This is a genomic window from Streptomyces sp. NBC_00483 (genome assembly GCF_036013745.1).
In the GTDB taxonomy this organism is placed as follows: Bacteria; Actinomycetota; Actinomycetes; order Streptomycetales; family Streptomycetaceae; genus Streptomyces.
This window is the reverse complement of record NZ_CP107880.1, coordinates 2357716-2371656: the sequence shown is the minus strand read 5'-3', so window position 1 is coordinate 2371656 and position 13941 is coordinate 2357716. Positions and strand designations below refer to the sequence as shown.

Here is a 13941-nt window from a genome sequence, read left to right as displayed (position 1 = left end):
TTCCGCACAGCGGCGACTGCTAGGGTTGGCGGTCGCCGCAAAGCGGTCGAACCTCCAGGAAAAACTCTTCACATACTCGCTGAGGTGCAGAAATGACCGACATCAAGGAGCTGCTCCTCAGCCGTATCCGCGATGTGCAGGACTATCCGGAGCCCGGCGTCCTGTTCAAGGACATCACCCCGCTGCTCGCGGACCCGGCGGCCTTCACGGCCCTCACCGACACGCTCGCCGAGCTCTGTGTCCGCAACGGGGCCACGAAGATCGTCGGCCTGGAGGCGCGCGGCTTCATCCTGGGCGCCCCCGTCGCGATCCGCGCGGGCCTCGGCTTCATCCCGGTACGCAAGGCGGGCAAGCTCCCCGGTGCGACGCTCGCGCAGTCGTACGACCTGGAGTACGGCTCCGCCGAGATCGAGGTGCACGCCGAGGACCTCGGCTCCGACGACCGCGTCATGGTGATCGACGACGTGCTGGCCACCGGCGGCACCGCCGAGGCCGCGGTGCACCTGATCCGCCGTGCCGGCGCCGAGGTCGCGGGCTGCGCCGTCCTCATGGAGCTGGGTTTTCTGCCGGGCCGCGCGCGACTCGAATCCGCGCTTCGGGGCGCGCCGCTCGACGCCCTGCTCGTGGTGTAAAGCCGCAGTTCACAGCCTTGGCGGCGGGCCCGGAGGAATCCGGTGCCCGCCTCTGGTGTTTCACCAGTACGAAGGCGTCACGTCGGCCCGGGGCGAGCCGAGGACGCCGGATCGATACCATGGGCTCTCCGGGACCTGAACGGGGGACCCGTCGCGCACGAGGAGCGCCGTTGCCAGACGAGGCCAAGCCACTTTCCGCCGCCACGCATGACGAACAGGCCACTGCCGCCGCGGCTCCTTCCCGCACGCCCGAGAAGGACGCGAAGACGGCGAAGCCTGCGCCGCCGAGCGGCACGGCGGCCGAGCAGCCGCGCACCAAGCCCCCTACCAACCAGCCGCGCCCCACGTCCCCGCCGGCGATCCGCGCGGCCTCGAACCAGCCGGCCGCGCGCTCCGGCTCCTCCAACCGCGTCCGCGCCCGCCTGGCCCGCCTCGGCGTGCAGCGCTCGAACCCGTACAACCCGGTCCTGGAGCCGCTGCTGCGGATAGTGCGCAGCAACGACCCGAAGATCGAGACGTCCACGCTGCGCCAGGTCGAGCGCGCCTATCAGGTCGCCGAGCGCTGGCACCGCGGCCAGAAGCGCAAGAGCGGCGACCCGTACATCACGCACCCGCTCGCCGTGACGACGATCCTCGCCGAGCTCGGCATGGACCCGGCGACACTGATGGCGGGCCTGCTGCACGACACGGTCGAGGACACCGAGTACGGCCTGGACACCCTCAAGCGCGACTTCGGCGACCAGGTGGCGCTGCTGGTCGACGGCGTGACCAAGCTGGACAAGGTCAAGTTCGGCGAGGCCGCGCAGGCCGAGACCGTGCGCAAGATGGTCGTCGCGATGGCCAAGGACCCGCGCGTCCTCGTCATCAAGCTCGCCGACCGCCTGCACAACATGCGCACCATGCGCTACCTCAAGCGCGAGAAGCAGGAGAAGAAGGCCCGCGAGACGCTGGAGATCTACGCTCCGCTGGCGCACCGCCTGGGCATGAACACCATCAAGTGGGAGCTGGAGGACCTCGCCTTCGCGATCCTCTACCCCAAGATGTACGACGAGATCGTGCGGCTCGTGGCCGAGCGCGCGCCCAAGCGCGACGAGTATCTGGCCATAGTGACCGACGAGGTGCAGTCGGACCTGCGCGCGGCCCGCATCAAGGCGACCGTCACAGGCCGCCCGAAGCACTACTACAGCGTCTACCAGAAGATGATCGTCCGCGGCCGTGACTTCGCGGAGATCTACGACCTGGTGGGCATCCGCGTCCTCGTCGACACGGTCCGCGACTGCTACGCGGCACTGGGCACGGTCCACGCCCGCTGGAACCCGGTTCCGGGGCGGTTCAAGGACTACATCGCGATGCCCAAGTTCAACATGTACCAGTCGCTGCACACGACGGTCATCGGCCCCAACGGCAAGCCCGTCGAGCTCCAGATCCGTACGTTCGACATGCACCGCCGCGCCGAGTACGGCATCGCCGCGCACTGGAAGTACAAGCAGGAGGCCGTCGCAGGCGCCTCCAAGGTGCGCACCGACGCGCCCAAGTCGTCCGGCAAGGGCGGCAAGGACGATCACCTCAACGACATGGCGTGGCTGCGCCAGTTGCTCGACTGGCAGAAGGAGACGGAGGACCCGGGGGAGTTCCTGGAGTCCCTGCGCTTCGACCTCTCGCGCAACGAGGTCTTCGTCTTCACGCCGAAGGGCGACGTCATAGCGCTCCCGGCCGGGGCGACGCCGGTGGACTTCTCGTACGCGGTCCACACGGAGGTCGGCCACCGGACCATAGGAGCACGCGTCAACGGACGCCTGGTGCCCCTCGAATCCACGCTGGACAACGGCGACCTGGTGGAGGTCTTCACCTCCAAGGCGCAGGGCGCGGGCCCCTCCCGCGACTGGCTCGGCTTCGTGAAGTCGCCGCGTGCGCGCAACAAGATCCGGGCCTGGTTCTCCAAGGAGCGCCGCGAGGAGGCCATCGAGCAGGGCAAGGACGCCATCGCGCGCGCCATGCGCAAGCAGAACCTGCCGATCCAGCGGATCCTCACCGGCGACTCGCTCGTCACGCTCGCGCACGAGATGCGCTACCCGGACATCTCGTCCCTGTACGCCGCCATAGGCGAGGGCCACGTCACGGCGCAGTCCGTCGTGCAGAAGCTCGTGCAGGCCCTCGGCGGCGAGGAGGCGGCCAACGAGGACATCGCGGAGAGCGCACCGCCCTCGCGCGGCCGTTCCAAGCGCCGCTCGAACGCCGACCCGGGCGTCGTGGTCAAGGGCGTCGACGACGTCTGGGTGAAGCTGGCGCGCTGCTGCACGCCGGTGCCCGGTGACCCGATCATCGGCTTCGTCACGCGCGGCAGCGGCGTATCGGTTCACCGCAGCGACTGCGTCAACGTGGACTCGCTGTCCCGCGAGCCGGAGCGCATCCTCGAGGTCGAGTGGGCGCCCACGCAGTCGTCCGTCTTCCTGGTCGCCATACAGGTCGAGGCCCTCGACCGCTCGCGGCTCCTGTCCGACGTGACCCGGGTCCTCTCGGACCAGCACGTGAACATCCTGTCCGCGGCGGTACAGACGTCCCGCGACCGGGTGGCCACATCCCGCTTCACGTTCGAAATGGGCGACCCGAAGCACCTGGGCCACGTCCTCAAGGCGGTCCGCGGCGTCGAGGGCGTGTACGACGTGTACCGGGTGACGTCGGCGCGGCGGCCGTAGTGTGAGCGCATTTTGAGCCCCGCCTTCGGACGATAGCCCGCGGGGTCCGGGGCGGAGCCCCGTGGCGTGGGAACGGCCCCCGAGCACAGTGCTCGGGGGCCGTCCACGTTCCGGCCGCAGTGGAGGCTCAGCCTCCGAACTCGTGCAACCCCTTAACCGCCTGGTCCAACAACGCCTGGCGCCCGTCAAGCTCCTTCTGGAGCTTGTCCGCCTTCGCGTTGTTGCCCTGCGCCCGCGCCTGCTCGACCTGCCCGCTCAGCTTGTCGACCGCCGCCTGCAGCTGGCCGGTAAGGCCCTCCGCACGGGCACGCGCCTCCGGGTTCGTACGGCGCCACTCCGCTTCCTCGGACTCCTGGAGGGCACGCTCCACGGTGTGCATCCGGCCCTCGACCTTCGGGCGGGCGTCCCGCGGTACGTGACCGATGGCCTCCCACCGCTCGTTGATCGAGCGGAACGCGGCGCGCGCCGACTTCAGGTCCTCGATCGGCAGCAGCTTCTCGGCCTCGTCGGCGAGCGCCTCCTTGTGCTTGAGGTTCTCGCCCTGCTCGGCGTCGCGCTCGGCGAACACCGAGCTGCGGGCCGCGAAGAAGACGTCCTGGGCGCCGCGGAAGCGGTTCCACAGGTCGTCCTCGTGCTCGCGCTGCGCGCGGCCCGCGGCCTTCCAGTCCGACATCAGGTCGCGGTAGCGGGCCGCCGTGGCGCCCCAGTCCGTCGAGTTCGACAGCGACTCGGCCTCCGCGACCAGCTTCTCCTTGGTCTTGCGGGCGTCCTCGCGCTGCGCGTCCAGCGACGCGAAGTGGGCCTTGCGGCGCTTGGAGAACGCCGAGCGGGCGTGCGAGAAGCGGTGCCACAGCTCGTCGTCCGACTTGCGGTCGAGGCGCGGCAGACCCTTCCAGGTGTCCACCAGCGCGCGCAGCCGCTCGCCGGCCGCCCGCCACTGCTCGGACTGGGCCAGCTCCTCCGCCTCGACGACCAGCGCCTCCTTGGAGTGCCGCGCCTCGTCGGACTGCTTGGCCTTCTGGACCTTGCGCTCCTCGCGGCGGGCCTCGACGCTCTCCACCAGCTTGTCGAGCCGCTTGCCGAGCGCTTCCAGGTCGCCGATCGCGTGGGCGTCCGTGACCTGCTCGCGCAGGTGCTCGATCGCCGTCATGGCGTCCTTGGCCGACAGGTCGGTCGTCTTCACCCGGCGTTCGAGGAGCCCGATCTCGACGACCAGGCCGTCGTACTTGCGCTTGAAGTAGGCCAGGGCCTCGTCAGGAGACCCCGCCTTCCACGAACCGACCTCTCGCTCGCTGCCGTCGGCCGTACGCACGTACACGGTCCCCGTCTCATCGACGCGGCCCCACGGGTCGCTGCTCACAGCGCCTCCTCCACATGATGCCTGCGCGGGGCGTCCCGCCCCGGGGCATCGTCCACAGTTTCCTGGCGGGCCCGGCCCGCCCTCCACAACGCGGCTCGAATCCGCGCCGCTCGAAGCCAATCTAGGCGACCGGCCACCCCACTGTCCGCACTCAGCGCGGCTCAATTCCGTGCCTACACGCGCGTGGGGTGGCCCTTTGGCCTCACTTCTTGGTGACCGTCGCCTTGCTGACCTTGACGGCCTCCTTCGGCGCCCCGTCCTCCGAGCCGCCGGTGACGCCCTTCGCCGCGACGTCCTGGACGACCTTGAGGCCCTTCGCGTCCATCGTGCCGACGGGCGTGTACGTAGGCGTCAGCTTGCTGTCCTTGTAGACGAGGAAGAACTGGCTGCCGCCGGAGTCGGGCTGCCCGGTGTTCGCCATCGCGACCGTGCCCGCCTTGTAGGTCACCGAGCCGTCCTTGGCCGGCTTGCCGAGCCCGCCCAGGTTCTCGTCGGGGACCGTGTAGCCGGGGCCGCCCGCGCCGGTGCCCTCCGGGTCGCCGCACTGCAGGACGTAGATGCCCTTGGTGGTGAGGCGGTGGCACTTCGTACCGTCGAAGAAGCCCTTGTCCGCGAGGTGCTTGAACGAGTTCACGGTGTGCGGGGTCTTCGCCGCGTCCATGGCGACGGTGATGTCACCGGCGCTCGTCTTGAAGGCCATGTCGTACTTGGCCTTCTTGTCGATCGCCATCTTGGGTTCGGACGCCTTCTTGCTCGCCGAGGGCGACGGGCTGGGCTTCGCGCCCGAGGTGTCCTTCGCGCTGTCACCGCTGAAGGCCCCGGCGGCGTACGCGCCGCCCGTGCCGAGGACGGCCACCGCGAGCACGGCGGCGATCACGGTGTTGCGGGTGCGTGCCTTGCGTCGAGCGGACTCGCGCCGCTGCTGCTGGCGGAGGAACTTCTCCCGGGCGAGCTGACGCTGCCGCTGATCCTTGGTGACCACCGGGTCTTCTCCTCGTACGTCTCGTGACCTTCATGGGCCCCTGCTGGTGCCCCGTACCGTATATGGGTTCGCTGTGGAATCGGCCGCGCCGGTAGGCTCTGATCCGCCGCATTCCGTTTCGACGACATACGAAGGACGAACGTGCTGATTGCCGGGTTCCCCGCCGGGGCCTGGGGCACCAACTGTTATCTGGTTGCCCCCGCCGCGGGTGAGGAGTGCGTGATCATCGACCCCGGCCACCAGGCCGCTCAGGGAGTCGAGGAAGCGCTCAAGAAGCACCGCCTCAAGCCGGTGGCGGTCGTCCTCACGCACGGGCACATCGACCATGTCGCCTCGGTCGTCCCGGTCTGCGGGGCGCACGACGTCCCGGCCTGGATCCACCCCGACGACCGCTACATGATGAGCGACCCGGAGAAGGGCATCGGCCGCTCCATCGGCATGCCGCTGATGGGCGAGCTGTCCGTGGGGGAGCCGGACGACGTGCGGGAGCTGTCCGACGGCGCGCGGCTGAAGCTCGCCGGGCTCGACTTCGGCGTCGCGCACGCGCCGGGCCATACCAAGGGGTCGGTGACCTTCCAGATGCCCGAGGCGGCGGACATCCCGTCCGTCTTCTTCTCGGGCGATCTGCTCTTCGCCGGCTCCATCGGACGCACCGACCTTCCCGGTGGCTCCATGGACGACATGCTCGAATCGCTGGGCCGTGTGTGCCTGCCGCTCGACGACTCGACCGTGGTGCTGTCCGGACACGGCTCCCAGACGACCATCGGCCAGGAGCGCGCCACCAACCCGTATCTGCGGCAGGTGGCCGCCGGCCAGGGATCCTCCACCGAGGCTCCCCGACGAGGAATGTGACGAGAAACCTCCCGTGAGTACCTTCCAGGCCCCCAAGGGCACGTACGACCTGCTTCCGCCGGACTCCGCGACGTATCTCGCGGTCCGCGAGGCGATCTCCGCCCCGCTGCGGAACTCCGGCTACGGCTACATCGAGACGCCCGGCTTCGAGAACGTCGAGCTCTTCGCGCGCGGTGTCGGCGAGTCCACGGACATCGTCACCAAGGAGATGTACGCCTTCGAGACCAAGGGCGGCGACAGGCTCGCGCTGCGCCCCGAGGGCACCGCGTCCGTGCTGCGCGCCGCCCTGGAGGCCAACCTCCACAAGGCGGGCAACCTCCCGGTCAAGCTCTGGTACTCGGGCTCGTACTACCGCTACGAGCGCCCCCAGAAGGGCCGTTACCGGCACTTCTCCCAGGTGGGCGCCGAGGCGATCGGTGCCGAGGACCCGGCCCTGGACGCCGAGTTGATCATCCTGGCCGACCAGGCGTACCGCTCGCTCGGCCTGCGCAACTTCCGCATCCTGCTCAACTCGCTCGGCGACAAGGAGTGCCGCCCCGTCTACCGGGAGGCGCTCCAGACGTTCCTGCGCGGCCTCGACCTCGACGAGGACACGCTGCGCCGCGCCGACATCAACCCGCTGCGCGTCCTCGACGACAAGCGGCCCGACGTGCAGAAGCAGCTCACGGACGCGCCGCTGCTGCGCGACTACCTGTGCGACGCGTGCAAGGCGTACCACGAGCAGGTGCGCGAGCTGCTGACCGCCGAGGGCGTCGCCTTCGAGGACGACGAGAAGCTGGTCCGCGGTCTCGACTACTACACCCGTACGACCTTCGAGTTCGTCCACGACGGACTCGGCTCGCAGTCCGCGGTCGGCGGCGGCGGCCGCTACGACGGCCTGTCCGAGATGATCGGCGGCCCCTCGCTGCCGTCGGTCGGCTGGGCGCTCGGCGTGGACCGTACGGTCCTGGCCCTGGAGGCGGAGGGCGTCGCGCTCCAACTCCCGTCCAGCACCAGCGTGTTCGCGGTGCCGCTCGGCGACGAGGCGCGGCGCGTGCTGTTCGCCAAGGTGACCGAGCTGCGCAAGGCCGGCATCTCGGCGGACTTCTCGTTCGGCGGCAAGGGCCTCAAGGGCGCCATGAAGAACGCCAACCGGTCCGGCGCGCGGTTCACGCTCGTCGCCGGTGAGCGGGACCTGGCCGAGGGCGTCGTGCAGCTCAAGGACATGGAGTCGGGCGAGCAGGACGCCGTCGCGGTCGACGAGATCGTGAACGTGCTCTCCGCGAAGCTGAAGTAGGCAGATTTTGCACACCTGATGTTCGAGGCCCCGGAACACGCTTCCGGGGCCTCGAACATTTTCGCCCCCGAGGGCGTACATGCTTATGCCCAACGAACGGTGGACACAGGGGCCGGTGCGGCAGAATGAGGGCGACCGCAGCACACCCACTCGCGTACTCACCTACGGATCGGCGTGATGAGCAAGACGACCACAGCAAGCGACACCGTCTCCCGTGACACCGGGGCCGATCCCGCACCGCGCTCCGTCGGCGGCAGCCGAGCCTTCGGGCTGCTCCTGGTGATCACCGGGGCGGCCGGGCTGCTCGCCTCGTGGATCATCACGCTCGACAAGCTCAAGCTGGCCGAGGACCCGAACTTCACGCCGGGCTGCTCCCTGAACCCGGTCATCTCCTGCGGCAACATCATGAAGAGCGAGCAGGCGACGGCCTTCGGCTTCCCGAACCCGTGGCTCGGCCTCGTCACCTACGCCATCGTGATCGGTGTCGGCATGAGCCTGCTGGCCAATGCGAGATTCCCGCGCTGGTACTGGCTGACCTTCAACTTCGGCTGCCTCTTCGGCGTCGGATTCGTGACCTGGCTGCAGTTCCAGTCCCTGTACCGGATCAACGCGCTGTGCCTGTGGTGCTGCCTGGCCTGGGTCGCCACGATCCTGATGTTCTGGTACGTCACGTCGTCCAACATCCGCAACGGCTTCCTGCCGGCGCCGCGCCCGGTCAGGACGTTCTTCGAGGACTTCACCTGGGCGCTGCCGGTGCTGCACATCGGGGTCATCGCCGTGCTGATCTTCACGCGCTGGGGCTCCTCGCTCTGGGCCTGAGGGGCCCGTGCCCGCGGCGTTGTCAGTGGCGTGACTTAGGGTTTTGATCGTGGAAGCCGACCTGTTCACCGCCGCAGCCGAAGAGCGCCAGGAGAAGGACCCGTCCGCGAGCCCCCTGGCCGTCCGGATGCGCCCGCGCGTCCTCGACGAGGTCGTCGGCCAGCAGCACCTGCTCAAGCAGGGCTCGCCGCTGCGCCGACTGGTCGGCGACGGCGGGTCAGGACCCGCGGGCGCCTCCTCGGTGATCCTCTGGGGCCCGCCCGGCATCGGCAAGACCACGCTCGCTTACGTGGTGTCCAAGGCGACGAACAAGCGGTTCGTGGAGCTGTCCGCGATCACCGCGGGCGTCAAGGAAGTGCGCGCCGTCATCGAGGGCGCCCGCCGCGCGCTGGGCGCCCACGGCAAGGACACGGTGCTCTTCCTCGACGAGATCCACCGCTTCAGCAAGGCCCAGCAGGACTCGCTGCTGCCCGCCGTCGAGAACCGCTGGGTGACGCTGATCGCGGCGACCACGGAGAACCCGTACTTCTCGGTGATCTCCCCGCTGCTGTCCCGCTCCCTGCTGCTCACCCTCGAATCGCTCACCGACGACGACCTGCGCGGACTGCTCGCGCGTGCGCTCACCGAGGAGCGCGGTCTCGGCGGCGCGGTGACGCTCGCGGAGGACGCCGAGGAGCACATCCTGCGGGTGGCCGGCGGCGACGCCCGGCGTGCGCTGACCGCCCTGGAGGCGGCGGCCGGAGCGGCCATCGCCAAGGGCGAGGAGACCATCACCCTCGAAAGCGTCGAGGAGTCGGTGAACCGCGCGGCGGTGACCTACGACCGGGACGGGGACCAGCACTACGACGTGGCGAGCGCCCTCATCAAGTCCATCCGCGGCTCGGACGTGGACGCGGCGCTGCACTATCTGGCCCGCATGATCGAGGCCGGTGAGGACCCCCGCTTCATCGCCCGTCGCCTGATGATCTCCGCGAGCGAGGACATCGGCCTCGCGGATCCGACGGCGCTGCCGACCGCCGTCGCCGCCGCCCAGGCCGTCGCGATGATCGGCTTCCCGGAGGCGGCGCTCACCCTGAGCCACGCGACGATCGCCCTCGCCCTGGCCCCGAAGTCGAACGCGGCGACGACGGCGATCGGCGCCGCCATGGAGGACGTACGCAAGGGCCTGGCAGGCCCCGTGCCGCCGCACCTGCGCGACGGGCACTACAAGGGCGCCGCCAAGCTGGGCCACGCGCAGGGCTACGTGTATCCGCACGACGTGCCCGGCGGCATCGCCGCCCAGCAGTACGCGCCGGACGCGATAGCGGGCCGCCGCTACTACCAGCCGACGCGCTACGGGGCGGAGGCCCGGTACGCGGACGTGGTGGAGCGGGTCCGCGAGCGGCTCGGGGGCCCTGGCGGCGAGGGGTCCGACTGATCCGGTAGACTGCCCCGAAGTGCTGTGTCCCGTGCCCGGGATCCCGAAAGGGAAACCGGCACCACCAGAGCGGGACATCAAGCCGGATCCCCCGAACCGTGTGTTCTCCGCACGGCACAGGAGATCCAGGAGCGTCGCGCACCGTCGAAGGTGTCGCGGGCAGCCCACCACCAGCCCGGCCCGCAAGGGCCCGGGGCCCGGTCGGTGGGCCACTCGCGTGCTGCACGTATGTGCCCAGACCTGGGAGCGGCTGCCCTGCCGTCCGCAAGGACAGCGGTGGGGTTTCCCGGGCTGCGGATTGCGACCTCCCCGAACCCTGGTGAAGCCGTATTCGCATCAGAAACACGAGGTGTTTGGTTCATGCCGAACCAGTCCCGCCCCAAGGTCAAGAAGTCGCGTGCCCTCGGCATCGCGCTGACCCCGAAGGCCGTCAAGTACTTCGAGGCCCGCCCCTACCCGCCGGGCGAGCACGGCCGTGGCCGCAAGCAGAACTCGGACTACAAGGTCCGTCTGCTCGAGAAGCAGCGTCTGCGCGCTCAGTACGACCTGAGCGAGAAGCAGATGGCCCGCGCCTACGACCGCGCGAAGAAGGCCGAAGGCAAGACCGGCGAGGCCCTGGTCATCGAGCTCGAGCGTCGTCTCGACGCCCTGGTTCTCCGTTCGGGCATCGCCCGCACGATCTACCAGGCCCGTCAGATGGTCGGCCACGGCCACATCGAGGTCAACGGTGGCAAGGTCGACAAGCCGTCGTTCCGTGTCCGTCCCGACGACGTCGTGATGGTCCGCGAGCGCAGCCGCAACAAGCCGCTGTTCCAGGTCGCGCGTGAGGGTGGCTTCGCCCCCGACGGCGAGACCCCGCGTTACCTCCAGGTGAACCTGAAGGCTCTGGCCTTCCGCCTGGACCGTGACCCGAACCGCAAGGAGATCCCCGTGATCTGCGACGAGCAGCTCGTCGTCGAGTACTACGCCCGCTGATCTCCCTCACCGGAGTCTCCCTCACGGGAGTGCGGACGTAGTCTCACCTGCGTTTCAGCCCGCCGTCTCGCCACCCTTCCAGGTGTGCGAGGCGGCGGGTTCGCGTTTCTCCCGGGCCGGTTCCGCGGGGCGGGCGGGATGCGGGACCGTCGCGGCCGGGCGGTGCCACCGACCGCGGCTCAGTGCGCGTGCCACCGCCTCGTCGTGCTCCAACTGCTCGCCCGAGCGCGCGAGTTCGGCGAACCGGGCGTCGTCGAGCGCCTGCCGTGCCTGCGTCTCGCACCGCTTGTGCGGCGTGCTGTAGTGGGCCGAGCCGAACAGCGGCAGCCCCACGGAGGTCCACATCCGGGCGGCCGCCCCCTGCAGCACCGCAGCCTCGGCGGCGTCCCCCTCCTCGACCGTGATCAGGGCGAGCAGTTCCATCGACAGCACCGTGCCCAGCAGATCGTGGAACTCGTGGTGGATGGCCAGGCACTCGTCGAGCAGCCGGCGCGCCTGCGCGTAACGACCCTCCGTCCACTGCGCGTACGCCAGCACATAGAGCGCGTACGCGAGGGTCCAGCGCTCCCCGTGGTCCTCGGACACCTGTCGTACGTCCGTGCACAGCGCCACGGCCTCCGCCAGGTCGCCCTGGAAGGCGAGCGCCATCGCCAGCTCGACCTGGCCCATCAGCACGTTGCTGTTGAGCTCGCCGATCTCCCGGTAACTGGACAGTGCGGTGCGCAGCAGGTCCTCGGCGCGCGGCAGGTCGTCGGTGACCAGGGCCAGGCACCCGGTGCGGTGCACCGCGTACGCGAGCGCCGTGGCGTCGCCGGCCCGCTCCGCCTCCTCGCGGCACTCCTGCAGCGCGGCGAGCGCGGGCACCGTGTCGCCCTGCAGGATCGCGACGTAGCTGAGCACCCACAGCGCCTTGAGGCGCGAGGCCCCGTACTCCAAGCCCTCGTCGACGAGCCCGGGGCAGACGTCGCCGTCGTCGAACTCGACGTCAAGGCCGACGCTGCGGTCCAGCCAGTGCCGCCCCTCGGAGAGCCGCCCGCAGCCCGCCCAGTAGAACCAGAGCGTGCCCGCCAGGTACTGGCCCAGATGCGTCTCGCCCGGTTCGGTCAGGCAGTGTTCGAGGGCCGCCCGCAGATTCGGCAGCTCCGCCTCGATCCGGGACGCCACCTCGCCCTGCCGCGGCGAGAACCAGTCCAGCTCGCACCAGGTGGCCAGGCCCATGTACCAGTCGCGGTGCCTGCGCCGCATCCGCCGGCCGTCGTCCAGGTTGTCCAGCCACTCGGCCCCGTACGCGCGCACCGTGTCGAGCATCCGGTAGCGCACCTCGCCCCGGGCCTCCTCGCGGACGACCACGGACTGCGCGAGCAGCTCGTCGAGGACGTCGACGACGTCGTCCGCGGGCAGGCTCTCGCCACCGCACACGTACTCCGCGGCCTCCAGGTCGAACGAGCCGGAGAACACCGACAGGCGCGCCCACAGCAACCGCTCCTGCGGCGTGCACAGTTCATGGCTCCAGCCGATCGTGGTGCGCAGCGTCTGGTGGCGCGGCAGCGCGTTCCTGCCGCCACCGCGCAACAGCCGGAACCGGTCGTCGAGCCGCTCCATCAGCTGCGGCGGCGACAGCACCCGCAGCCGCCCGGCCGCGAGCTCCACCGCGAGCGGCAGACAGTCGAGGCGGCGACACACCTCCAGCACGTCGACCAGCGTCCGCCCGTCCAGCTGGAACCCGGGCAGCAGCGCCGTGGCCCGGTCCGCGAACAGCTCCGCCGCGTCGGCCGGCGTCAGCGGCGCCAGCGCGAACACCTGCTCCCCGTCGACGGTGAGCGGTCTGCGGCCCACCGCGATCACCCGGAGACCCGGCGCCGCGCGCAGCAGGTCCCGTATGAGGGAGGCGCACGCCTCGACGAGGTGTTCGAAGCCGTCGAGCACGAGGACGAGCCGGCGCTCGGCGAGGTGGTCCACCAGCACCTGGCGCGGCGCGCGGGTGGTGTGGTCGGTGAGGCCGAGGGCCTCGGCGAGCGTGTACTCGACGAGCTCCGGCAGCCGCACGGTCGCCAACTCCACCCGCCACACCCCGTCGGGACACAGGGAGCGCGGGACCCGGGCGGCGGCGTGGGCGGCGAAGCGGGACTTGCCGACACCACCGACTCCGGTGACCGTGACCAGGCGGCCCGACTCCAGCGCCGCCGTCAGCGCCGTGAGTTCGGCGCCGCGGCCGACGAAACGATTGAGTTCGTGGGGGAGGTTGCCGGGTTGTGGGGGACCGGCGGGGACATCTGTGGGGCGCGAAGTGCGTCGCATGGGGCACAGAGCGTACTCAGGCGTGCGCGGTCCGTACAATCGCTGTCCCGAATGTCCACCGCTCCGGACGCGAATGCGGTACGGACCGCGCGGTCGGGCGCGATAGGCTCGGGGGACGACTTTTTGATGTTCAGAAGCTGTGCGTTCGTACAGAGCTTTCGTACCGAGCTAGGGAGCGGTGCCAAGTGTCCGGTGGAGAGGTTGCCGGGATTCTGGTGGCTGTCTTCTGGGCGATCCTGGTCTCCTTCCTCGCGGTGGCGCTCGTGAGGCTGGCCCAGACGCTCAGGGCGACCACGAAGCTGGTCGCGGACGTGACCGAACAGGCCGTCCCGCTGCTCGCCGACGCCTCCGCCGCGGTGCGCTCCGCGCAGACCCAGATCGACCGTGTCGACTCGATCGCCTCGGACGTCCAGGAAGTCACGTCGAACGCGTCGGCGCTCTCCTCCACCGTGGCCTCCACCTTCGGCGGCCCGCTGGTCAAGGTGGCCGCGTTCGGCTACGGAGTGCGCCGGGCCATCGGCGGCCGCGGCAAGGACGCGCCCGCCAAGGAGTCGCGCCGTACCGTGATCGTGGGGCGCCCGCTCCCCGAGGCGCGGCGCGCCAAGCGGGCCAACCGGAACAAGAGGGACTGACC

The 13941-nt window shown here is 70.2% G+C and carries 11 protein-coding genes; 8 read left to right on the top strand and 3 right to left on the bottom strand.

Translation table 11 applies throughout. The features are described 5' to 3' along the window. The first annotated feature begins 92 nt into the window (after positions 1–92). Together OHA73_RS10260 and OHA73_RS10255 are read left to right on the top strand one after the other, a co-directional pair. On the top strand, positions 93–632 hold the full coding sequence (locus OHA73_RS10260) for an adenine phosphoribosyltransferase (RefSeq protein WP_266721759.1): 540 nt from the start codon (positions 93–95) through the stop codon (positions 630–632). 170 nt (positions 633–802) lie between these two features. Then, entirely contained in the window at positions 803–3328 is a 2526-nt protein-coding gene (locus OHA73_RS10255; protein WP_266721760.1) for a RelA/SpoT family protein, read from the top strand. Positions 3329–3455: 127 nt separating this feature from the next. On the opposite strand, the gene OHA73_RS10250 is transcribed toward OHA73_RS10255, so the two are convergent. Beyond that, complete coding sequence (locus OHA73_RS10250) at positions 3456–4688, bottom strand: DUF349 domain-containing protein (protein ID WP_266721761.1); 1233 nt, start codon at positions 4686–4688, stop codon at positions 3456–3458. Positions 4689–4890: 202 nt separating this feature from the next. Continuing rightward, positions 4891–5670, bottom strand: coding sequence for a peptidylprolyl isomerase (locus tag OHA73_RS10245; RefSeq protein WP_327654903.1), 780 nt, complete (start codon positions 5668–5670; stop codon positions 4891–4893). A gap of 141 nt (positions 5671–5811) precedes the next feature. Between OHA73_RS10245 and OHA73_RS10240 the strand changes: the two genes are divergently transcribed. The 5 genes from OHA73_RS10240 (at position 5812) to rpsD (ending at position 11009) form a co-directional block, all read left to right on the top strand. Next, the gene (locus tag OHA73_RS10240) at positions 5812–6522 is read left to right on the top strand and encodes an MBL fold metallo-hydrolase (RefSeq protein ID WP_327654902.1); all 711 of its coding nucleotides are present in this window, start codon (positions 5812–5814) and stop codon (positions 6520–6522) included. Positions 6523–6535: 13 nt separating this feature from the next. Beyond that, on the top strand, positions 6536–7798 hold the full coding sequence (hisS, locus tag OHA73_RS10235) for a histidine--tRNA ligase (RefSeq protein WP_327654901.1): 1263 nt from the start codon (positions 6536–6538) through the stop codon (positions 7796–7798). A 177-nt stretch (positions 7799–7975) separates the two neighbouring features. After that, a complete protein-coding gene (locus OHA73_RS10230; RefSeq protein WP_266721769.1) occupies positions 7976–8617 on the top strand; it encodes a vitamin K epoxide reductase family protein in 642 nt (213 codons plus the stop codon). Between the two features lie 49 nt (positions 8618–8666). Continuing rightward, on the top strand, positions 8667–10034 hold the full coding sequence (locus tag OHA73_RS10225; protein ID WP_266721771.1) for a replication-associated recombination protein A: 1368 nt from the start codon (positions 8667–8669) through the stop codon (positions 10032–10034). A 360-nt stretch (positions 10035–10394) separates the two neighbouring features. After that, positions 10395–11009 carry a 30S ribosomal protein S4 gene (gene rpsD, locus OHA73_RS10220; protein ID WP_266721773.1) on the top strand — a complete coding sequence of 205 codons (615 nt, stop codon included), beginning with the start codon at positions 10395–10397 and terminating at the stop codon, positions 11007–11009. 54 nt (positions 11010–11063) lie between these two features. On the opposite strand, the gene OHA73_RS10215 is transcribed toward rpsD, so the two are convergent. Next, entirely contained in the window at positions 11064–13307 is a 2244-nt protein-coding gene (locus OHA73_RS10215) for an ATP-binding protein (RefSeq protein WP_327654900.1), read from the bottom strand. A 185-nt stretch (positions 13308–13492) separates the two neighbouring features. On the opposite strand from OHA73_RS10215, the gene OHA73_RS10210 reads away from it, so the two are divergent. After that, positions 13493–13939, top strand: coding sequence for a DUF948 domain-containing protein (locus OHA73_RS10210; RefSeq protein ID WP_267071119.1), 447 nt, complete (start codon positions 13493–13495; stop codon positions 13937–13939). The last annotated feature ends 2 nt before the right edge of the window (positions 13940–13941 follow it).

Coding starts and splice junctions, on each gene's coding strand:
- OHA73_RS10215 (WP_327654900.1), bottom strand. CDS start 13,307: ATGCGACGCACTTCGCGCCCCACAGATGTCCCCGCCGGTCCCCCACAA.
- OHA73_RS10260 (WP_266721759.1), top strand. CDS start 93: ATGACCGACATCAAGGAGCTGCTCCTCAGCCGTATCCGCGATGTGCAG.
- OHA73_RS10230 (WP_266721769.1), top strand. CDS start 7,976: ATGAGCAAGACGACCACAGCAAGCGACACCGTCTCCCGTGACACCGGG.
- rpsD (WP_266721773.1), top strand. CDS start 10,395: ATGCCGAACCAGTCCCGCCCCAAGGTCAAGAAGTCGCGTGCCCTCGGC.